The following is a 21,841-nucleotide window of genomic DNA, read 5'->3' on the forward strand; positions in this document are numbered from 1 at the left end:
GCTAACCCGGCGTCCTGCCGGGTTACCCACGGATTCAAGCCTGCGTTCGGCCATCGTGGTTAACGGGGCCTGTCAGATCAAGATCAACAGCAGATCAAAAGCAGGGCACGGCGGCCTGAAAGCCGACCTGAGTGGTTGAAGCAAAAGCAGGGCAAAAGCAGATCAGGAGCAGAGCTGCTTTTCTGTGGGAGCTGGCTTGCCTGCGATGCAGACACCTCGGTCCACCAAGTACACCGAGTTGATGCCATCGCAGCGGTTCGGCGGTCCGACAAGCCAGCTCCTACATTGAGTCTTCAGCGTGCTTGAGGTTCTAGTCTTCTTCGCTGCCTTCGGCGCGCCAGTAACCCACGGCCTTGAGGAACTCTTCAGTGACCTTGTGCGTGTCCAGCAGCACGCGCCGCACCTGGCGCGACAGCTTGGTTTCAGTCGCGACGAAGCTGTATAGCGCGCCGCTCGGCAGCGTCAGTGTGCGTACGGTGTCGAGCAGGTCATCCTGGCCGCGCACCACCCACATCACGTCCACATCGGCAGCACTTTGCAGGGCTTGCTGTTCCGCCGCATTGGCGATTTCAATCACGGCCAGCACTTTGCGGCCCGCTGGTAATTCCTCCAGGCGGCGCGCGATGGCGGGCAGGGCGGTTTCATCGCCGATCAGCAGGTAGCTGTCGAAGATATCCGGCACGATCATCGAACCGCGTGGCCCGCCGATGTACAGGTGTTGGCCTACCTGCACTTGTTCGGCCCATGTGGAGGCAGGGCCGTCGCCGTGCAGCACGAAGTCGATATCCAGCTCGCCGATGCTCAGGTCAAAGCGACGCGGCGTGTAGTCACGCATGGCCGGTTGCGGTCCGTCACCCTTGATATTGAAAGTCGGGCTTTCGAGTGCAGCCTGTTCGGCGGCGTTCTGCGGGAACAGCAGTTTGATGTGGTCGTCGCTGCCCAGGCTTATAAACCCCGCCAGTTCCGGCCCGCCGAAGGTGACGCGGCGCATGCGTGGGGTGATATCGACTACCCGCAGCACTTGCAGGCGACGACGTTTGATTTCGTGGGTGACGCGGTGGATAGCTTGCGTATTCATTGGTCTTTCCCGTCGGCAATGGCTTGAGCGGTGCGATTGAGCAGCGCCGCGACACGAACGATTTCTTCCGGGCTCCAGCGCCCGTGGTGCGAATGCAAGGCGTGACGCAGGTTGTGTACCGCCTCGTGAATTTCCGGTGGGCGGTCGTGGCCGCGTAATGAGCGTTTGCTGACGTCGATGCGCATGCGCACACCCTCCAGCGCAACGGCTTGTTCGCTTAGGAAGAGACGACCGGCATCGGTAATTGTGTAGCGTTTTTTTCCGCCGTCGGCGTCGCCCTGGATCAGATCGCTCTCTTCAAGAAAGGTCAGGGTGGGGTAAATCACGCCGGGACTTGGGGTATAGGCGCCGTCGAACAGACTTTCGATCTGGCGGATCAGGTCGTAGCCATGGCAGGGCTGTTCGGCGATCAGGGCCGGCAGCAACAGTTTCAAATCACCGGGTGCAAACACCCGGGGGCCGCGACCGCGACCTGCGCGGGGGTCAAAGCCGTCGCGCTGGTGAGGATGGTCTCGCATGGTAGGAGCCTCTGTGTGTGTCTAGATATAACTTAAGATATATCTTACAGGCTGTGCAATGGCTCCCGACAGACGGTCCTCCACGCCTCGTGGCACTCTCCAATTCGCTAGTTGCTTTACTTGAGTAAGTACATTGTTTTTAAACTATGTAATCCTGTTCTTACATACCTATCCGACAATAAAATATTCTCATTAACCTCCTCGTAGTCTACTTCCTACGGCTGTTTTGAAAGTTTTGGCAAATAGCCATAACTTTCCTATGTGTATTGATGTGTCAAGGCTACGTCATTAAGCGAATCTCCCGGCTTACATTTTCAAGTCTGAAATAGAAACTTACCTGGCTTCGAAAGGGTCATGATTTGCAATGCAAATAGTTGGAAAAACTTTTCACACGGCACAGTGTGATTCGAACTTTTTGCCGAGCTTTAATCAGGCGTTACACCCTCTTCGTTGCGTGCTTAACCAGCCTTGCGCACCACTGCGACAGGGTTTCTCTATGACGCTTAATGACTGTGTGAGTACTTGCAAATGAAAACCAAAATGAAAACTGCACTGTTGTCTATCGGGCTGCTGCTGGGGTCGATGTCCGTGGCTCAAGCGGCGGATGGAACGGTTACATTTTTGGGGTCTGTCCACTCGGGTGCCTGCTCTATTAAACCTGACTCTGTAGATCAGACCGTTCGCCTGGGGGCTATCGCGAAGCATCAGCTGCAAGCAGGCGGCAAGTCTGAAGCCCGCAGTGTGCGGATCGAGCTTGAAGGCTGCGACCTGACGGGCCTCACCGACAACACCGTCACCACCACTTTCACCGCGTCACCGTCGAGCGCTGTACCGGGTGCGATCGGCACCGTCGGGGGGGCCGGCAACATCGGCATCATGATGACCCATGGCGGCCAAGTGATTGACCTGGGCACCCCTACCACCCCGCAGGCCATCAGCACCGGCGACAACACGTTGGAGTTCGGTGCCTATGTGCAAGGCGCCGCTACCGGCGACATCGTCCCGGGTGATTTCAGCGCGGTCACCAACTTCACCTTGGCTTATCAGTAAGTTTCCCCCCCGTCACCCAACGGTGACGGGGGGACGCTGACGGGAGATAGATAGGTGAGGACATTCATAAGTTTCGCTATTGCCTCTTCATTGATGATGCTTATCGCCCCCGATGTTTGCGCGCAGGACACTGCGCAAGGCGATGGGATTGTCACGCTGGGAGGAGAGATCGTTGACTCCGCCTGCGGGCTGGAAGCAGTCAGTGCCGATCAAACCATCGAGATGCCTCCTGAACCGATAGGCCGGCTGTTGCGCAATGCGACGGGCGTACGACAGCCCTTCCAGTTGCGCCTGGTCAATTGCTCATTGACTCGCCCCGACCCATCGCGGCCCGGTGTAAACCTTCCCGATTGGGAGCATCTGCGCGTGACCTTTGACGGTCCTCACGACAGAGCAGGGCGTTCCTTTGCCGTCTTTGGCGGCTCGCAAGGAGTCGCGCTGCACATTGAGGACGCTGCGGGTCAGGAGAGTGTTCCGGGGGAGCCGATGGCTTTGCTGCCGTTGGTCAATGGCGACATGACACTTCACTACACGCTTCGCTTGGTCGGCAATGGACTGCCGCTGGTGACAGGTGCTCACACGGCCGCAGTGCGGTTCAAGCTGGAATACTTTTGAACATTGACGGGTTGTTTTAATGTTGAATACGTCCAAGGTCAAAACTACGCTCCGTCCCACTATCTTTGGCGGGTTGATGTCACTGGCAGGCACTGCACTGGGTGCCGGGGATATCGAGTTTAATACCGATGTTCTTGATCTTATTGATCGCACTAATATCGACTTGTCTCGTTTTGCGCGCAGCGGCTTTATTCTGCCGGGCACTTACGCGATGGTTGTACAGATCAATAACCAAGTGATGGCTGAGCACTCGGTGGCGTTCTACCCTCCCGATAATGATCCCAAAGGCAGTCAGGCCTGTTTGTCACCGGCGCTGGTGGAACAATTGGGCTTGAAAGAGTCCGGCGCCGCCACACGTGCGTGGTGGAAAGGCGGGCAGTGCCTGGATACTCAAAGTTTGCCAGGTATGGAGGTCAGTGGTGATTTGGCCACCGCCACACTGAACATTAACGTCCCACAAGCCTACCTTGAGTACAGTGCTATTAACTGGGACCCGCCCTCCCGTTGGGATGATGGGGTGCCCGGGTTGTTGGTTGACTACAACCTGACGGCGCAATCGAACTACCAAAGGAATGAGCGGGCCCGCAATAACCTCAGTGGTAACGGAACCGTGGGGGCCAATGCCGGGGCCTGGCGCCTGAGGGCGGATTGGCAGGGGCGTGTCGAAAAAGGCCGTGAAGGGCCGGCCGGGAATCGCCAACTGGAGTGGAGCCGTTACTACGCGTATCGCGCAATTCCTGCGTTGAAGGCGCGCTTGGTGGTGGGTGAGAACTACCTGTATTCCGACCTGTTTGACAGCTTCCGCTTCACGGGTGCTGCGCTCAATTCGGATGAAAGCCAGCTGCCACCCAACTTGCGTGGTTACGCCCCGGAAGTCGTCGGGGTGGCCAAGACCAATGCGAAAGTCGTTATCAGCCAACAGGGGCGTGTGCTGCATGAAACCCTGGTCGCGGCGGGGCCTTTTCGCATTCAGGACCTTAATGACGCTGTGACCGGCAAGCTGGATGTGCGGGTGGAAGAGCAGGACGGCTCGGTGCACTCTTTCCAGATGGACACGGCAGGCGTTCCCTACCTGACGCGACCGGGGCAAGTTCGTTACAAGGTGGCGACCGGTCGACCGACCAATCTTCAGTACGGCGCCGAAGGTGACGTTTTTGGCACCGGCGAGTTCTCCTGGGGGATCAGCAACGGCTGGTCGCTGTTTGGCGGCGGTATGTCGGACAACAACTACCGTGCGCTGTCTGTCGGGGCGGGGCGTGACCTGCTGGCATTCGGGGCTGTCTCGGTGGATGTCACGCAATCCCACGCAAGCGTGTGGAACGAGTCGCTCTCGGGTAAATCCTATCGCCTTCAATATTCCAAGAACTTTGAACAGTACGACAGCCAGGTGACCTTCGCCGGTTACCGGTTTTCCGATAAGAACTTTTTGAGTATGGCCGAATACCTGGATGCCCGTCATTACGGGTTGAACGGCGAACTCGGCGGGCGCGGGCGCTACAACGAGAACGGTGAATACAGCGAGGACTGGAGGCCGATAGGTGGCAGCAAGGCCCTTTATACGGTGACGGTGAATAAACAATTTCGTGACCTGGGCGCCACCGTTTACGCCAGTTACAACAAGCAAACGTATTGGGACCGGCCGGACACCCAGCGTTGGAACCTGTCGTTGTCCCGCTACTTTAATGTGGGCTCGGTCAAAAACATGAGCCTGTCGCTGAACGCGTACCGCACGCTGGAATACAACTACAAAGACAACGGCATGTCGCTGACGGTGAGTTTGCCGTTGGGGCCCACCGGCACACTGTCGCTGGATGCCAATCGGTCCGCAGGCGACAACACGCTTTCAACGCGCTACAGCGATCGCCTCAATGAGCGTAATAGCTACCAGCTCAGTGCAAGCAACAACTCCGCCGGTGGTTATCTGAGTCATATCGGTGACCAGGCCGACATTGATGTAAGCGCCAGCACGCAAAAAGGCAGTTACAGCAGCCTCGGTGTATCCGCTCGCGGCGGTGGCACGCTCACACCTTACGGCGCGGCGCTGCACCGTACCAATAGCACCGGCGGTACCCGTCTGATGGTCGATACCGCAGGTGTCGCCGATGTGCCTGTGCGCGGTTATGGCACACCGACCCGCAGCAACGCTTTCGGCAAGGCGGTTATTTCCGACATCAGCAGCTACCAGCGTACGGCGGCCAGTGTTGATCTGGAGAAGTTGCCGAGCAATGTCGAAGCCACTCAATCAATGACGCAACTGACGCTCACCGAAGGCGCTATCGGTTATCGATCGCTGGACGTGATCGCCGGTGAGAAGGCCATGGCTGTTCTGCGCCTGCCGGACGGCAGTTCGCCGCCCTTCGGTGCGACGGTGAAAAACCTCAAACAGCAGGACACCGGGATTATGAATGACGGCGGCAACGTCTACCTGAGTGGCATTCAGCCTGGGGAGCAGATGAGCGTCAGTTGGGGAGGGGATGCGCGATGCATCTTCACGCTGCCTGTCATTTTGCCAACCGATGGTTTGACCCATGCCCTGCAACTGCGCTGCCAACTGGTAGCCAATGACCCTTCCTTGCCCGAGCCCGCAGCGCTGACCGGCAAGCGTACCGATATGGAGAACCCATCCTCATGATGCTCACTACACGTTTCACACCTCAGGCTCTTGTGCTGCTGGCGCTAGGCTTGAGCCAGAGTGCTAACGCAGCTGTCGGCCTGGACCGTACCCGCGTGATTTTTGATGGTGGCAAAGATGCCACCAGCGTGAATATCACCAATAACAATACCCAATTGCCGTATTTGGCCCAGGGCTGGATCGAGGACGAAGAGGGCAAAAAAATCACCACGCCCCTGATCGTGCTACCGCCGGTTCAACGCTTGGAGCCTGGGAAGCAAAGCCAGGTGAAAGTTCAGGCGCTGCCGGCGGCGAAATCGTTACCGCAGGACCGGGAGACGGTCTACTACTTCAACTTGAGGGAAATCCCGCCGCGCAGTGACAAGTCCAACACCCTGCAAATTGCGTTGCAAACCCGGATCAAATTGTTCTACCGGCCGCAAGCGATTACGCCAAGCCAGCAAGACCTGTCCAACCCTTGGCAGGAAAAACTGACCCTGACCCGCGAAGGCGACCACTACCAGGTGAGCAACCCTACGCCTTACTACGTGACCCTGGTGGATGCGCGCGACAGCAAGGACGGCAAAACCGTGCCGGGGTTTGTGCCAGTGATGGTCCCGCCCAAAGGCACGCTTCAACTGGGCCCAACGGCCACGGCCCTCGGCACAGCGCCCTATTTGGCCTACGTGAATGATTACGGCGGACGTCCGCTGCTGGCGTTCACCTGCAGCGGCCAAACGTGCAAGGTCAATGTGCAAGCCTCAGCGCCTAACAAGTAATGCCAGCGGCCGGAGAAAGTCATGAACTCACACAATCTGAAGGTCCTGGGCGGCCTGTTGCTGGCCTTTATGGGGAGCGCATGCGCCGTCGAGGACGGCGAGGATATCGAGGGCATGAGTGGCATGCTGAATGTTCTCGGGACCATGCATGAGTCCCCTTGCAGCTTGGAGATGACGTCGGTTCATCAGACGATTGACCTGGGCGCCGTGTCCACCAGCCAATTGCAGCGGCCGGGCGATCAGGCGACATCGGTGGCCTTTCAGTTGCGCTTCAGCGATTGCCACCGCACCGCAGGCAGCATCCGCAGTGAGCGAACGGGGAACCTGGCATGGAGTGCTTTTCAACCCGTGCTGTCGGTAGCGTTCATGGCACCCGCCGATGCCGATGATCCACGGTTGGTCAAAGTGCAAGGCATCACCGGGATGGGCCTGTATTTGACCGACGCCATGGGACGCAATGTACAGCTCGGCTCAAGAGGCGAACCTTTGTTTTTGACCTTGGGCAGCGATACCCAGACCTGGAATGTTCAACCCACGCGCACCTCTGCACCGTTAAGCAGCGGGGCGTTCAAGGCCGTGGTGGATTTCAGGCTCAATTATGAGTGAGGGCAGAACAATGGCTAAGTCAAGCGGCTCGCGGGCCCTTCTTATCGGTGGCGGCCTGCTTTGGGCTGTCAGCCAAAGCGCGCAGGCCGATACGAGTCTAACCATCCGCGCGGTGATCATCGCGCCCCCGCCGTGTGTGATTAACAGCGGCGGCACGCTGGACGTGCCGTTCGGCAATGACCTTCTGACGTCACGGGTTGACGGGGTCAATTACCGTCGGGACGTGCCTTATACCGTCACCTGTGATTCCCCCTTCAACAACGCGATGAAGCTGGAACTCAAGGGCACAGGCGCTTCGTTCGACAGTCGCGTGCTCTTGACCCGCAAGCCGGACCTTGGGGTAAAGCTGTTCGTCAATGGCGCTGACTGGCCATTGAATACGGCCGTGAATTTTACCCATCCAAACTTTCCGGTCGTGCAGGCGGTGCCTGTCAAGCGCGCGGGCAGCAGTCTCACGGGAGGCGCATTTGATGCCGCCGCCACCCTCGTGGTCGATTACCAATGAAATCGATTACCCATCAAGAGAAACGACCCATGACATTTTGGCAGCAGCGAGCGTTGCTCGCCTTGTGTTCCATCGGCCTTTGCAATGGTGCGTCGGCCAACCTGACGTTCAGCGGAACACTGAACGAGCCTCCGCCCTGCACGATTGACGCTGGAAACACCATTGAAGTCGACTTTGGGGACGTCGGTGTAAAGCGCGTCGATGGTGAGAAATACCGTAAGGGCGTGGGTTACACCATCAACTGCGGCACCGACACGCTGCCGTGGGAATTGAAGTTGAGTGTTAACGGCACAGCCACGGCGTTTGATGGCTCGGCGGTGCAGACCAGTGTGCCTGACCTGGGCATCCGGCTGTTTCAAAATAACGTGCCGTTTCTACTCAATACGCCACTGGACATCAGCCTGTCGTCCCCGCCGACATTGGAAGTTGTACCCGTCAAACGGTTAGGGGCCGTACTGACCCCCGCAAGGTTTACAGCGGTGGCCACGCTGTTGGCCGAATACGAGTAGGAGTCGAGTCTATGCGACATGAAAGGGTTCATAAGGGTTGGTCATGTGGAGGTCTGGCATTACTGCTTACCGGCGGCCTCGCCTCCAACGGCCATGCGGCCGACAACTTGAGTTTCAAGGGCAACCTGGTTGAAGAGGCCTGCACTATTCGGCCGGGCGACGAGGCCATCACGCTGGAACTCTGGGACATCACCAGCAAGCACCTCTATATCAACACGCGTTCACAGGGTCGCGGTTTCAAGCTGCACCTGGAGGACTGTAACACTACGGTTGGCAAGACGGTCACCATCACGTTCGGCGGTACAGAAAACCCGGCGCTGCCCGGGTTACTCGCACTGGATGGAGGCAGCGGCGCCTCAGGCATTGGGGTTGGTATCGAGACCCTGAGCGACAAGCCGTTGCCCTTGAATGCAGTCAGCGACGAACAGGTGTTGAGTGATGGCAGCAACAGTATTGAGCTCAAAGCCTATGTGCAGGGCGAGCCGAATGCCATCAGGGATCAGACTATAGAGCATGGTGCGTACACCGTGAGTTCTACGTTTACGTTGGACTACCCATAGGTGTGAAACATCATTCATAGGCTGAAAACAGCCTCATGCAAACCTCAATTCTCTTCTGGGCTGCCTTAAATCACGGACTGCATGTTCGTTGTGGGGGCTGGGTAGATAAACAACGAGAGATCAAAATGAAACGACTCGATGGAGCCATTGTGCTTCTCGTCTTGACAGGGTTTACCACCACCGCAAGAGCCGTTGATTGCCGTGTCAATGGAGGCGTGTGGACAATTGTCGGCGGGGGCAATATAAACTTGCGGGTCCCCGTAAACGTCCGACTGGACACGGCACAAAACCGTATCCTACTCGAAGGGGCGAGGCTCGAATGCCGATACACAATCGGCCCTCAGACCCCATCTAGAGCGGAGGACTACTGGGCAACCGGCAACGGTACACCCTGGGCTCCCGGCCCGAAGTTCGCTCAAGAAGGCACCGGCTTACGAATAAACGGAACGTACCGAAATACCCCGGTTCCCGTTGGAATTCGGGCGGCCACGATGCCGGATAACACGGTCGCATACCCGATTGATATAACGCCTTATATACTGATGCGTAATAGTCCGGGGAGCCCGATCGACATTCGAATCGGGGATACCCTCGGGGTATTACGTATGGTCCAGACAAACAGTGATAATAGCGGTTCAGTGCAACTGACCGTTACTTACACCGCCAACAACAACTTCACCGTCTCCCCCTCAACGTGCTCGATCAATAATAACAACCCGATCGAGATAAACTTCGGCGACGTACATCAACGGGCAATAGGCACCGATCCTTTAACCACCTCCATTCGCAGCGATCGCAGACTTTCCTACGCATGCCCGGATGCCGGGATTACCACACCGATCACCATCACCTACAAAGGCACTCCCTCGTCGTTCGACACGCGCCTCTTGAGGATGAGCAACACCGAGGTAGGCGCGGCCCTTGTTCGTGCGGGTTCTGCGGTTCAAGTCAACGGTTCGTTCCTGACTCGGATTACCAACAGCGTGGGAGGCGACGATGTCACGTTTACGCTGGTTCGACGAACGGGCTCACTCCCTGCCACCGGTGCCATAAGCGGCAGCGGTGTGCTGGTGATGGGGGTGCCATGAAATATTCACAAGGCAAAGGACGACGCCACGTGGCGTGGTAGATCGCTGGACTGTTTGTAGTGCTGTGAACCGTCACCCATAGACTGAAAACGACCGTGACTAACTTCAACTATCCCTTGGGCGGCCATTAGGCACGCACCGCAGGTTGGTTGGGTTGTGCCTGGGTAGATTTGAAATGAGAGATCAATATGAAACGACTCTATGGCGCCATGGCGCTTCTCGTCTTGCTGAGTGTGACGACGACTGCGAAAGCCGTTGATTGCCGTATTAATGGCGGCGGGTGGATTACGGTAGGAGGAGGCCAGAATATAAACCTGCAGGTTCCCGTCACTGTCCGACTGGATACAAGCCAAAACCGCATTTTTCTCGAAGGTGCGAGGCTCGAATGCCGATATACGCCTGCCTGGTGGTCGCCATCACCGGCCGCGGACTACTGGGCAACGGGCAGTCTCGCAGGGTCCCCTTGGACCCCCGGCCCCAAATTCGCTTCGGAAGGCACCGGCCTGCGAATAAATGGGACGAACCGCAACACCCCGGTCCCCGTTGGAATCCGGGTGGCCACCATGCCTGATGACAGGACAGGGTACCCGATTGATGTAACGCCTTATATTTTGATGCGTAATTCTCCGGGGAACCCTATCGACATTCGTGTTGGGGACAACCTGGGGCTATTACGCATGACCCAGACAAACAATGGGAATACGGGCTCTTCGCAGCTCATCGTGACGTACCTTGCCGCGAATAACTTCACCGTCTCCCCGTCAACCTGCACGATCAACAATAACAACCCGATCGAGATCAACTTCGGCGAAGTCCACCAGAGAGCCATTGGCACAGATCCGCTGACAACCACAATCCGCAGTGACCGTAGGCTCACCTACACCTGCCCGGACCCTGGGATTACCACGCCGATCACCATTACTTACAAAGGCAGCCCCTCGTCGTTCAACACGCGCCTGCTGATGATGACCAATCCGGACTTGGGCACAGCCCTTGTCCATGGGGGGGCAGCGGTGCAAGTCGGCAGTTCGTTCCTGACCCGCATTACCAACAGCGTGGGCGGAGACGATGTGACGTTTTCTCTGGTGCGGCGAGCAGGCTCCCTGCCGATCACGGGGGCCACAAGCGGCAGTGGTGTGCTCGTGATGGGGGTGCCATGACGTGGGCGCGGGTTGAGGCTCAGGCATCCGCCCGTATTCGCACCGGCCAGACCGGGCGTGTACGCCAGACCCTGGAAATCGACCGGGCGAAGGTTACCCGGCCGTTTTTCAGTGCGGACCCTCTGTCGATAGGCACAGCGTCTGGCTTCCCGGCTTCAAGTACGGCATAAGAATCGGCGCCATGCCCTTGAGCACCTGCACGGGCAGCGCCGAGGTGAACTTGAAACCTTGCGCTGAACTGCCGGGCACAAACGCGGTGAGTGTGCCGAAGTGGCGGTCGCCGATATAGAACACAAAGGTGGCGGTGCGGTTGATCGACTTGGAACTGAGTACCCGCCCGCCGGCGCCGATGGCTTCAATGCGGTTGTCGCCGGTGCCGGTCTTGCCGCCCATGGCCAGCGGCGTGCCGTCGTCCAACTTGAAACTGCCTGCCACACGCTTGGCGGTGCCGGCGTCTACTACTTGGGACAAGGCCCCGCGCAACGCCCGCGCCACCTCCACCGGCATCACCCGTTTGCCGGTGGCGGGGTCGTTGATCACCTGGGTTTCATAGGGCGTACCGGCAGCAAAGTGCAGGCTGTCGATGCGCACCACCCTCGCGCGCACACCGTCGTTAAGGATGATCCCCATCAGTTCCGCCAGCGCCGCCGGGCGATCGCCGGAGCTGCCAATCGCGGTGGCCAGTGACGGCACCAGGTGGTCGAACGGATAACCGACCGCCTGCCAGCGCTGGTGAATATCGAGGAAGGCTTCCACCTCGAGCATGGTACGGATGCGACTGTCGCGTGCGCTCTGATGGCGGCTTTTGAACAACCAGCTATAGACCTCCTGGCGCTCGAATCGACTGGCCTTGACCACTTCGCTGAAGGCCGCCTCGGGATGGTTGAGCAAGTAGCCGATCAACCACAGGTCCAGTGGGTGGACCTTGGCGATATAGCCCTGGTCGGGCAGGTCATAGGTGCCGGGGCCATAGGCCTTGTAGAGTTTTTGCAGGCGCTCGTCGGTGAGTTTCTCACTGGTTTTGACGCCGGTCAGGTGCGCGCGTACGAACAGGTTGAAACTGTCCTGATTGGCGTTGGGCAGCAGGTAGCGGTGTACGGCAGCCAGGCGAATCGGCGTGGGGCGCAGGCCGTCGAGAAAGGTATCGAGGCGTGCCTGGGTGTCTTTCTTCTGGTACTTCTTCCAGAACTTGCGCAGGAAGGTCGTACCCTCGCGGTCGGCAAAATCGGCGAGGTATTCCTGGCGGCGCGGGTCATTGTCGTCCTTGAGCAACTCGGCGCTGTTGTTGGCGCCGGAATAGGTGGTGTAGCGCACCACATCACGCATCAGGCGAATGAACGGCAGGTTGATCGACTCGCGCAGGGCGTCGCGCAAGGTCGGGCTGCGGCCGTTGTCTTCGTTGCGAAAATTATGGAAGTGATGCAGGCCGCCGCCGGTGAAAAAGCCTTCGTTGGGGCTGGCCGAGTAGGTGCGATCAAGGGCGCTGTCGAGCATTTTGGCCAGGGATTTGTCCGGTGTCTGGATCAGGTAGTCGAGGGCCCAGCGGCTCAGGCGGTCCTGGTCGTCGACGGCGACTTTTTTCAGCGCGGCGGGGGCTTGGGCGGCGTACTTGTCGTGCAGCTCGGTGATGATTTGCAGGTAAGTGGTCAGCACCCGCAACTTGGCAGTGGAGCCCAGTTCCAGTTTGCTGCCTTCGTTGATATCGAAAGGCTGGTCGGTGTTGTCAGTTTGTACGCGTACCCGTGAGCCATCTGGCGTCAGCTCGAATAACGTGAAGCTGTAGCGCACTTGCGCGGTGTTGGCCGGGGTCAGCAGGCGCTCGCCAAGTAGGCCGATCTGGCGCGCAAAGTCAGGGTCGGCGAGGTGCTTGAGGTAATCGCTGACCTGGCCCTGCAATGGGGCTTGCAGGGTGGTGGTGGCCGAGAGGTCGAGGCGGTCGAGGTCGTACAGCGGTCGGTCGAGCAGGGCGGCCAGGCGTGCACGGGCCATGCTGATGCCTTTGTTGGTCTCCACGGGCTGCACCGTGGGTTGTTGTAACCAGTCGCGGTAGCTGACGTTGGTCGCCAGTGCGGCTTGCAGCAGTGCCGGAGTAATCACGCCGTTCTGCGCCAGCAGCCGTAGATGGCTGTCGGTGAGTTGGGCCAGTTCTTCGCGGCCTTTGGCCAGGTAATGAGAAGGGCGGCGCTGGGCGATGATCAACGACAGCACTTCACGCAGGGCCAGGCCTTGCTCGGCGCTCACCGGCCCGACCAGCGCGCGGTTGACCTGGTTGAAATCGGCGCCGTACCACACCCGCAAACCCTCGGCCAGGCCATGTACTTCGCCGTGGCCGGGCACCGCCGACAGCGGCACGCTGTTGAGGTAGTCACGCAGGATATTCTGCCGCGCCGGTAAGGTATCGGGCCCATCGCGATAGGCACGCACGGCGGCGGAAAACATCTGCCGCAGTTTTTCCTCGCCCGATACGGTCAGGCCATCCGGGGAATGACGGTATTTTTCCAGCTGGGTCGCCAAGGTACTGCCGCCGGCACTCTGGCCCGGCAGGTGCAGCACCTTGGCGACTTGTGACCAGGCGGCCTTGGCAAAGCGCGGCCAGTCCACGGCAGGGTTGGCCTGGGGCTGGGTGGGGTCGAGCAGGTCGCGGTTTTCGATAAAGAGCAGGCTGTTGACCACCACGGGCGGGATCGCCGCGAAGCTTTGGTACAGCTGTTGCGGGTAGTTGTACTGGTACAGCGGCACGGCGCGGCAGTCGGTAATGGACAGCCCGGCCTGGATCTTTTCCGCATAGGGCACAAACAGGCCCTTGGCGCTGTAGTCCATCAGTGCGGGTGAAAAGCGTGCCTGGGCCTCAATCACATAACCGCGCTTGAGCAGGCGCGGCAGGAACGTGCCGAGGTCGCTGTAACCCAGGCGCCGGTCGAAGGGACCGGCTCCCGGATAGGTAATGGCCTGACTGGGGCCGGGCTTCACCTGGTAGGTGAGGTCGCGCGCCAGGCGGCTGAGTTCCTGGGCCTGCAGACGGGAGGTGCGCATCTCTTTGGCGGCGGCAAACCCCAGGGCAATCAGCGCCATCAACACAATCAACCCGAAGAGGCGCCGTACATAGCGGGGCCTGGGTTTATTTTTAGGTAAAGGCGCTGGGTCCGAACTGCCTTGTTTCGCAGCCTTGTTCGATTCGGTTTGCCACAGTGCGCCCATAGTCGATTGATCCTTAACGCAGATTGATCGGACTTGTCTGAAGCTTAGTCGCTGAGGGCTGGGTGCGAGGGAATTGTGTGTTTTGGTTGTTGTGGCGAGCGGGCTTGCCCCGCGTTGGGTGGCGAAGCCGCCCTAAAACCGCCCCCCGCAGTATGCCTGGCACACCGAGGCGATCTTAGTGGGGCCGCTTCGCAGCCCAACGCGGGGCAAGCCCGCTCGCCACAACAAGCCCGCTCACACATTTTTTACCGTGTTCAGGCAGGTGTTTTTACGGGGTTCAGGCACTCGATAGAGTGGTCCACGGTGGTCTTGGCCATTTCCAGCAAATGCCACACGGCCAGAATTTTCGCCCGCTCGGGGCCAGGCAGCAGCTCACTGCAATTGAGCGTTGTGGCCGAAGCGCTGTCGAGAAAACTTGCGGTGTAGAGCAGGGCGTCTTCGAAGCTCAGGTCTTCGATGTGAACGCCTTGGGTGGGCAGGTAATGGTCGATGGCGCGGTTGAAGGCGGCGCGGGCTTTGGCGGAACTGAGGGGCGGATCGGGGACGGCTTTGTTATTCATGGTTTACCTTCGCGTTAGATTAGGTGTCGACACCCTTCGCGACTAAACGAGGGCGGCGGCTGTACGCAGGTTAGTCGACCGGTTCCAACGCGAAAATTCCGGCGCACCCGAAGGCGCCCTGCGCACAGCCACCATTAAACCTCATGGAGGACCATGCGCACGTTGGAAGGTCAGGCGACTAAACCCGATCACTGATGAGCAGTGACGGATCGCAGACTAGCCATCGATTCCAACAGGCACAAGGCGGCAGGGATTGTCTAGGAAACGTCCTGCAATTTAAAGAGACGCGCCTTGCTGGCCCTTTACAAACCATGACCAAATGCCACTAACCCCACCCATAAACGGTGAGGGTGAGGGGCTTTTTGTAGGTGCTTTCTCCCTGCGATGCAGGCAATTTCACTAATTGTGACTCAGCCCTCCCGAGCTTGTGTCCGGGACGTATTCGCTTGCTTATATTCCGACGCCATCTTCATTGCATCCAGGGATGTGAGGCATGGCGCAGGGCTATATCAACGAGCGCACCACGGATTACCTCAGCTTGAAATCCCGCTTGATGGGCGGAGCCTCGAACCGGCAGCGTTCCGATCATTTTGACGTGCTGAACCGGCACCTGCGTCATGGGCTGGTGACGCCGGGGCAGTTGGTGATTGTTCCCGATACCTACAGCGTGACCTGCTCGCTGGAAGAGGCCTGGCTGATGCGCCAAGCCGAGGCGATTCGTCGGCAGCTGGACACTGGCGCCGGCACCCAAGTGGTCAACAATTATGACCTGCTGCAAAGTTTTCTGGGCTACGGCTCGTTGGGTGTGGGCAGCGCGACATCGGCGTGGGCGCGGCACCTGGACGAAGTGGCGCATACGCTGGAAGCGATTGAGCAACTGCACCAGCGCCTGAAAACCGGTGGCTTGGACCGTGAGGCGTTTTTTCGACAGCGCAAGGCGTTGTTCGGGCTGCTGGACACCCAGTTGCAAGGTGCGGCGCGATTTGGCACGGGGCTGCAGGGCAATCAGGTGTTGAAGAAGGTGCTGGGGATTTCAACCAAAAGCTATCTGCATAAGGGCGACATCGCCGGGTATGCACAGCGGATACAGGGCATTTCGCAGGCGTCGAAGTGGTTGGGGAAGGGCACGTATGTCGGCTTGGCACTGGACGTGGGCGTGGCAGGGTTGGAGGTCAAGGAGGCGTGTGTGCAGGGGCGGGAGGCGCAGTGTCGGCGGGCGAAGTATGTGGAGACGGGGAAGTTGGCGGGCGGCGTGGCGGGGGCTTATGGCGGAGGGAAGCTGGGTGCAACATTAGCCCGTAGCGGCTGTAGGGTTCTTTTGGGCGTCGCGGCTAAAGGAAACGGTGATCTGGCCTGCGCAGTGATCGGCGGCGCTGCGGGAGGGTATGCAGCGGGCAATGCGGCTGGCGCTCTCGGCGCGTTTCTAGGTGGGCAGATCGAAGAGATCGACGGTGATTTGATCTTTCAACCAGAAGGCGCTTAAGCATGGATTTTAAACTCATCCTTGCAATCTTTTTATTTGCAGGGACGTTCGTTTTCGCGGGGCTGACTTTATACGCTGAGTGCACAAAGCTCGAAGCGCTGGAAAGCTACTTCAGTGAGAACAAGCTGGTCTGCGATAACAAACGGTTTTGGGGCAGAAATCAGCATATCGACAGGTTTCATCGCATGCTTCTGATCACTGAGCTGTTGGGCATGCCTAAATTTCACATCAAAAGAGGGGATGTGACCGAGGCTGAGCTGGCGTCCGTCCCCTTGTCCCTCAAGCGTTGGGCGTTGTGGCCGTATCATTTTGGGATGGTATGGGCTGCTGGCTTAGCCCTCTGGACCTACTTGTATGGCTGGTAGCCTACGATGACTGCTCGACGGACCCGCTCTCAGCAGGTTCCCACGATGAAGCGTCACGAGTGTCCGATAACACAAAAAAATCGCTCAAAACCAGAGGCTGCCTTGGGCAGCCTCTGATTTACCGCGCACTCGTGACGCAGAGCGTGGGAACGATCGCGCAGTGGCTTGTGCGACGTTTTGCCGCCCAATTCAGGTTAGATGCTCCTGTAAAATTGCAATTTAACCGGCACTTCCCCTAAATTGGTCCGTTTTTATAGTGAAAGGCCCTGCTCTCGGCTTTTTATACTGCATGCCCCGCTGATCTTGCCCGGCAAGAAGGGCCCGTCCATGAGGCGGCCCGGTTTCGACAAGGGCGCAGGCTTACCGGCCGGCCCCTGGAAACTCGACGGACACTCCAATAACAAAATGAGGTTGTACCCTTATGCCAGTCGGCAACCCACTGCCCCATGGCGAGACCGCTCAAGGCGGCCCGCTCAAACGTGAACTCGGTGAACGGCATATTCGCCTGATGGCCCTTGGTGCCTGTATCGGTGTCGGCCTGTTCCTGGGCTCGGCCAAGGCCATTGAAATGGCCGGCCCGGCGATCATGCTGTCCTACATCATTGGCGGCCTGGCGATCCTGGTGATCATGCGCGCGCTCGGCGAAATGGCGGTGCACAACCCCGTCGCCGGTTCGTTCAGCCGCTATGCCCAGGATTACCTCGGCCCGTTGGCGGGCTTCCTCACCGGCTGGAACTACTGGTTCCTGTGGCTGGTAACCTGCGTGGCGGAAATTACCGCCGTCGCCGTGTACATGGGCGTGTGGTTCCCCGACACCCCGCGCTGGATCTGGGCCCTGGCGGCGCTGATCAGCATGGGCACCATCAACCTGATTGCGGTCAAGGCGTTCGGTGAGTTCGAATTCTGGTTCGCGCTGATCAAGATCGTCACGATCATTGCCATGGTCATCGGTGGCATCGGCATCATCGCGTTCGGCTTCGGCAATGACGGCGTGGCACTGGGTATCTCCAACCTGTGGGCCCACGGCGGCTTCATGCCCAACGGCGTGCAAGGCGTGTTGATGTCGCTGCAAATGGTGATGTTCGCCTATCTCGGCGTGGAAATGATCGGCCTCACCGCCGGTGAAGCGAAGAACCCGCAGAAGACCATCCCCAGTGCCATCGGCTCGGTGTTCTGGCGCATCCTGCTGTTCTATGTGGGCGCGCTGTTCGTAATTCTGTCGATCTACCCGTGGAACGAAATCGGCACCCAGGGCAGCCCGTTCGTGATGACCTTTGAGCGCCTGGGCATCAAGACCGCCGCCGGCATCATCAACTTCGTGGTGATTACTGCGGCACTGTCGTCGTGCAACGGCGGTATTTTCAGCACCGGGCGCATGCTCTACAGCCTGGCGCAGAACGGCCAGGCCCCGGCCACCTTCGGCACCACCTCAAGCAACGGCGTACCCCGCAAGGCGCTGCTGCTGTCGATCTTCGTGCTGTTGCTGGGCGTGCTGCTCAACTACATGGTTCCGGAAAAAGTCTTTGTGTGGGTGACCTCCATCGCCACCTTCGGCGCGATCTGGACCTGGCTGATGATCCTGCTGGCCCAGCTCAAATTCCGTAAGAGCCTGAGCCCCGCCGAACAGAAGGCGCTGAAATATCGCATGTGGCTGTACCCGGTCAGTTCGTACCTGGCGCTGGCATTCCTGGTGCTGGTGGTGGGGCTGATGGCCTACTTCCCGGACACGCGTATCGCGCTGTACGTGGGCCCGGTATTCCTGGTGCTGCTGACGGTGCTGTTCTACGTGTTCAAGTTGCAGCCGAGCAATGCCGGGGTGCGTGCTCAAGCCTGACCTCTCAGCACTCAACAAATAGCCACTTAACAAAAAGCCCCTTGATCGGGGCTTTTTGTTTTTCAGGCGGTAGCCACGTGGGGCGATTGGCTCAGGCGTTTGTTGAACTCCAGCCAGGCCCCCAGCGCGGCCATCAGTGCAGCCCCCACCAGCGCGGTGAAAATCTGCACGGCAAAGGCATCGCCAGCCAGGGCGTTGATCATGTCCGCCAACGGTGCCAACAGCACGCCCAGGCAGAACACTTCCAGCGAGTAGCGTCCCATCCGGCAGGTCTGCTGTGCCAGCCAGTTTTGCGTCCAGGCACGCCCCGGCAACAGTTTGGCGGTGACGTAGACCAGGGCCAGGAAGTGCAGCAGACGCACGGGCGACAGGTCGGTCTTGCTGATCGGATACAGCAGGTCGCTCAAGGCTGACGGCATCAGCGCGTCGTGTATGTCGGGCCAGCGCCAGCCGATCGTGATGACACCCGCGACCAGCACATAGGCCGCCGCCGCCACAAACAACGGCTGACGCAGCAGCGGCCGATTGTCCTGTGGCCGTGGGCGTTGCCCGTGAATCGCCGCCGCCCCGCCCAGCACAAACAGCAACTGCCAGGTGACGGGGTTGAAGTACCACACACCGTCGGCAATCGCTGCCAGGTTCCAGCCCAGATGCGGCGCCAGCAGATAGACCGCCAGCGACACCGCGGCCACCGCCCAGGTGTGACGCAAGAGCGACGGCAGCACCAGCGGCAGGCCGGCGAGCAACACGATATACAGCGGCAACGGGTCCATCAGGTTCGGCTTGAAGCGCAGCAGCAATTCATCCACCAGCGCTTGCTGCGGGTGCGTAACGAAGTGCGTCAGGCCCATCTCCTCGACCAGGTCGCGGGTTTCCACATGGCTGTTGGCGAAGAACACAATGCCCATCAACATCGCCAACAGGAAGATATGCACCACGTACAACACCCATGTGCGCCGCAGGATCTTCAGGCAGGCCATCCCGTAACCTTCGCGCTGCAGGACCTTGCCGTAGGCCAGCACCGAGGCGTAGCCGGCAAGAAACACGAACACTTCGGCAGCATCACTGAAGCCGATATTGCGCAGGGTAATCTGGCCGAGGGGATTGTGGGGGACGTGATCCCAGAAAATGAAGATCAACGCCAGGCCCCGAAAAAAATCGATGCGCGGGTCGCGTCCGTTCAGCATGGCAGCGGGCTCTTGAACAAATAAGTTTAGTAATGACAGGCGAATGCGCGTGTTGTCGTACGCCGCACGTCGGGCGGGCGCAGGTTGGCGGTATTTGTAAGCAATTGCAAAGGCGGGGTATTACTGAATGTCTCTAGACATCAATGATCACCAAGGTGCCGTGGCTACCGGCAAGTACGGCATGCGCGGTGCCGGCTTCCACCAGGTACAACTGGCCGGCATCCACGCGTATTTCGTGATTGCCGATGCTCAGGCGCAACTGCCCGCTGACCACCAGCAGCCCTTCATTGTAAGTGTGGGTTTCTTCTTCGTAGGCCTGTTCATCCATTCGCAACACTTTGATCCGCGCCGGGCCTACCTGGCCGAGGCGGGTGGATTTCCAGCTGTCAGGCAGTTGCTCGGCGATGGCGGCGAAGTCTAATAACGGCATGATGAATCTCCTTGTTTCAACGATGCCGTCGGTGGTCCGGTTCAGCGGGCAGGTGTTTGTTTAGCTATCAGGCAGCAGCGATTTCATTGGGCTCAAAACTGTCCGCCCGCGCCATCTGCCACATGCGCGAATAGAACTCGCCGTTCACCTCGCCCGTGAGCAATTCACCGGGCTTGAGGAACACATGCAACTGCGAGAACAGCTTGATTTCAGTTGCGGACATACGCCGCACCAAATGCTTGGCCGACAGCTGCGCTGGATGATCCAGGCCGGCTGCCGCAAGCATTTCCGCCAACGCCTTGAGGGTGTTGCGGTGGAAGTTGAATACGCGCTGGGCCTTGTCCGGCACCACCAGGGCGCGCTGGCGCAACGGGTCCTGGGTGGCGACGCCGGTCGGGCATTTGTTGGTGTGGCAGCTTTGTGACTGGATACAGCCGATGGCGAACATGAAGCCGCGTGCCGAGTTGGCCCAGTCGGCGCCGATGGCCAGGACGCTGGCGATATCGAACGCACTGACGATCTTGCCGCTGGCGCCGAGTTTGATCTTGTCGCGCAGGTTCAGGCCGACCAGGGTGTTGTGCACAAACAGCAGGCCTTCACGCAGCGGCACGCCGATATGGTCGGTGAACTCCACGGGCGCGGCGCCGGTGCCGCCTTCCTTGCCGTCGACCACGATAAAGTCCGGGAGAATGCCGGTTTCCAGCATGGCCTTGGCAATGCCCATGAACTCCCACGGGTGGCCCAGGCAGAACTTGAAACCCACCGGCTTGCCGCCGGACAGTTCGCGCAATTGAGCGATGAACTGCATCATTTCAATCGGCGTGGAGAAGGCACTGTGGCGCGACGGCGAGACGCAGTCTTCACCCATCATGATGCCGCGGGTGTCGGCGATTTCCTGGGTGACCTTGTGCTTGGGCAGGATCCCGCCATGGCCGGGTTTGGCGCCCTGGCTCATCTTGATTTCGATCATGCGCACTTGCGGGTTTTGCGCTTGCACGGCGAAGCGTTCCGGGTCGAAACGGCCGTCGCTGGTGCGACAGCCGAAGTAGCCGCTGCCCAGTTCCCAGGTCAGGTCGCCGCCGTTTTCACGGTGGTAGGGGCTGATGCTGCCTTCGCCGGTGTCATGGGCAAAGTTGCCGAGCTTGGCACCTTGGTTCAACGCGCGAATGGCGTTGGCACTCAGGGACCCGAAGCTCATGGCCGAGATGTTGAACACCGACGCCGAGTACGGCTGCTTGCATTGCGGGCCGCCGACCATCACGCGAAAGGCGCTCGGGTCACTCAACGGCGCGGGGCGCATGGAGTGGCCGATAAATTCGAAACCCGACTGGTAGACGTCGATCAAGGTGCCGAAGGGTTTGTCGGCGGTTTCGTTCTTGGCGCGCGAGTAAACCAGCGAGCGCTGGGCCCGTGAGAAGGGCAGGGCGTCGCTGTCGGATTCCAGCAGGTACTGGCGGATTTCCGGGCGGATGGCTTCTACCAGGTAACGGATATTGCCCAGGATCGGGTAGTTGCGACGCACCGCGTGGGGGCTTTGCAGCAGGTCGAAAATCCCGATCAGGCTGAGAATACCGGTGACCACGGTGATCGGCCACAGCCATTCATGTTCGATAAAAGGGAGGCTGGCGAGGGTGAAAATGACGCACACGGCAAAGAAGGCGTAACGGCTTAGTAACGACAGGCTCATACGGTTTTCCTTGGTTCG

At 59.2% G+C, this 21,841-nt stretch carries 20 protein-coding genes; 13 read left to right on the forward strand and 7 right to left on the reverse strand.

Features of this window, described 5'->3' with window-relative positions; translation table 11 throughout:
* Positions 1-310: 310 nt before the first annotated feature.
* Both ACLBW8_RS25885 and ACLBW8_RS25890 read right to left on the reverse strand, forming a co-directional pair.
* Positions 311-1,078, reverse strand: a complete 768-nt coding sequence (locus ACLBW8_RS25885; protein ID WP_447806653.1) for a siderophore-interacting protein — start codon at positions 1,076-1,078, stop codon at positions 311-313.
* The gene (locus ACLBW8_RS25890) at positions 1,075-1,596 is read right to left on the reverse strand and encodes a PadR family transcriptional regulator (RefSeq protein WP_064450883.1); all 522 of its coding nucleotides are present in this window, start codon (positions 1,594-1,596) and stop codon (positions 1,075-1,077) included. Before ACLBW8_RS25890 ends, ACLBW8_RS25885 begins: the two co-directional genes overlap by 4 nt.
* A 540-nt stretch (positions 1,597-2,136) precedes the next feature.
* Here ACLBW8_RS25890 and ACLBW8_RS25895 point away from each other — a divergent pair.
* The 10 genes from ACLBW8_RS25895 (at position 2,137) to ACLBW8_RS25940 (ending at position 11,079) form a co-directional block, all read left to right on the forward strand.
* On the forward strand, positions 2,137-2,646 hold the full coding sequence (locus ACLBW8_RS25895; protein WP_447806654.1) for a fimbrial protein: 510 nt from the start codon (positions 2,137-2,139) through the stop codon (positions 2,644-2,646).
* 93 nt (positions 2,647-2,739) lie between these two features.
* Entirely contained in the window at positions 2,740-3,261 is a 522-nt protein-coding gene (locus tag ACLBW8_RS25900; protein WP_447806655.1) for a fimbrial protein, read from the forward strand.
* 19 nt (positions 3,262-3,280) lie between these two features.
* Positions 3,281-5,893, forward strand: coding sequence for an outer membrane usher protein (locus ACLBW8_RS25905; RefSeq protein WP_447806656.1), 2,613 nt, complete (start codon positions 3,281-3,283; stop codon positions 5,891-5,893).
* The gene (locus ACLBW8_RS25910; RefSeq protein ID WP_064450886.1) at positions 5,890-6,651 is read left to right on the forward strand and encodes a fimbria/pilus periplasmic chaperone; all 762 of its coding nucleotides are present in this window, start codon (positions 5,890-5,892) and stop codon (positions 6,649-6,651) included. Before ACLBW8_RS25905 ends, ACLBW8_RS25910 begins: the two co-directional genes overlap by 4 nt.
* Positions 6,652-6,672: 21 nt before the next feature.
* Positions 6,673-7,257 carry a fimbrial protein gene (locus tag ACLBW8_RS25915; protein WP_447806657.1) on the forward strand — a complete coding sequence of 195 codons (585 nt, stop codon included), beginning with the start codon at positions 6,673-6,675 and terminating at the stop codon, positions 7,255-7,257.
* Between the two features lie 10 nt (positions 7,258-7,267).
* On the forward strand, positions 7,268-7,762 hold the full coding sequence (locus ACLBW8_RS25920; protein ID WP_447806658.1) for a fimbrial protein: 495 nt from the start codon (positions 7,268-7,270) through the stop codon (positions 7,760-7,762).
* Positions 7,763-7,791: 29 nt separating this feature from the next.
* The gene (locus ACLBW8_RS25925; protein WP_447806659.1) at positions 7,792-8,271 is read left to right on the forward strand and encodes a fimbrial protein; all 480 of its coding nucleotides are present in this window, start codon (positions 7,792-7,794) and stop codon (positions 8,269-8,271) included.
* Positions 8,272-8,282: 11 nt separating this feature from the next.
* On the forward strand, positions 8,283-8,831 hold the full coding sequence (locus tag ACLBW8_RS25930; protein WP_447806660.1) for a fimbrial protein: 549 nt from the start codon (positions 8,283-8,285) through the stop codon (positions 8,829-8,831).
* Between the two features lie 125 nt (positions 8,832-8,956).
* Complete coding sequence (locus tag ACLBW8_RS25935; protein ID WP_447806661.1) at positions 8,957-9,919, forward strand: fimbrial protein; 963 nt, start codon at positions 8,957-8,959, stop codon at positions 9,917-9,919.
* Between the two features lie 188 nt (positions 9,920-10,107).
* The gene (locus ACLBW8_RS25940; protein ID WP_447806662.1) at positions 10,108-11,079 is read left to right on the forward strand and encodes a fimbrial protein; all 972 of its coding nucleotides are present in this window, start codon (positions 10,108-10,110) and stop codon (positions 11,077-11,079) included.
* 108 nt (positions 11,080-11,187) lie between these two features.
* On the opposite strand, the gene ACLBW8_RS25945 is transcribed toward ACLBW8_RS25940, so the two are convergent.
* Positions 11,188-14,277, reverse strand: a complete 3,090-nt coding sequence (locus ACLBW8_RS25945) for a transglycosylase domain-containing protein (protein WP_447806663.1) — start codon at positions 14,275-14,277, stop codon at positions 11,188-11,190.
* Between the two features lie 254 nt (positions 14,278-14,531).
* On the reverse strand, positions 14,532-14,837 hold the full coding sequence (locus ACLBW8_RS25950; protein WP_447806664.1) for a DUF6124 family protein: 306 nt from the start codon (positions 14,835-14,837) through the stop codon (positions 14,532-14,534).
* A gap of 493 nt (positions 14,838-15,330) precedes the next feature.
* Between ACLBW8_RS25950 and ACLBW8_RS25955 the strand changes: the two genes are divergently transcribed.
* The 3 genes from ACLBW8_RS25955 to ACLBW8_RS25965 all read left to right on the forward strand — a co-directional run bounded on the left by ACLBW8_RS25955 (position 15,331) and on the right by ACLBW8_RS25965 (position 18,519).
* Positions 15,331-16,320: a hypothetical protein gene (locus ACLBW8_RS25955; RefSeq protein WP_447806665.1), complete on the forward strand. Its 990-nt coding sequence runs from the start codon at positions 15,331-15,333 to the stop codon at positions 16,318-16,320.
* A 2-nt stretch (positions 16,321-16,322) separates the two neighbouring features.
* Complete coding sequence (locus tag ACLBW8_RS25960; RefSeq protein ID WP_447806666.1) at positions 16,323-16,685, forward strand: hypothetical protein; 363 nt, start codon at positions 16,323-16,325, stop codon at positions 16,683-16,685.
* A 421-nt stretch (positions 16,686-17,106) separates the two neighbouring features.
* Positions 17,107-18,519 (forward strand): amino acid permease, encoded by a 1,413-nt coding sequence (locus ACLBW8_RS25965; RefSeq protein WP_064450895.1) that lies wholly within the window; start codon positions 17,107-17,109, stop codon positions 18,517-18,519.
* A gap of 62 nt (positions 18,520-18,581) precedes the next feature.
* Here ACLBW8_RS25965 and ACLBW8_RS25970 read toward each other — a convergent pair whose 3' ends face one another.
* From ACLBW8_RS25970 to ACLBW8_RS25980, 3 genes are all read right to left on the reverse strand, one after another.
* Entirely contained in the window at positions 18,582-19,706 is a 1,125-nt protein-coding gene (locus ACLBW8_RS25970; RefSeq protein ID WP_447806667.1) for an OpgC family protein, read from the reverse strand.
* A gap of 133 nt (positions 19,707-19,839) precedes the next feature.
* Positions 19,840-20,136 (reverse strand): cupin domain-containing protein, encoded by a 297-nt coding sequence (locus ACLBW8_RS25975; protein WP_447806668.1) that lies wholly within the window; start codon positions 20,134-20,136, stop codon positions 19,840-19,842.
* Positions 20,137-20,203: 67 nt separating this feature from the next.
* A complete protein-coding gene (locus tag ACLBW8_RS25980; protein WP_064450898.1) occupies positions 20,204-21,823 on the reverse strand; it encodes an FMN-binding glutamate synthase family protein in 1,620 nt (539 codons plus the stop codon).
* Positions 21,824-21,841: the final 18 nt, after the last annotated feature.

Source organism: Pseudomonas sp. M5A4_2d (genome assembly GCF_053345295.1).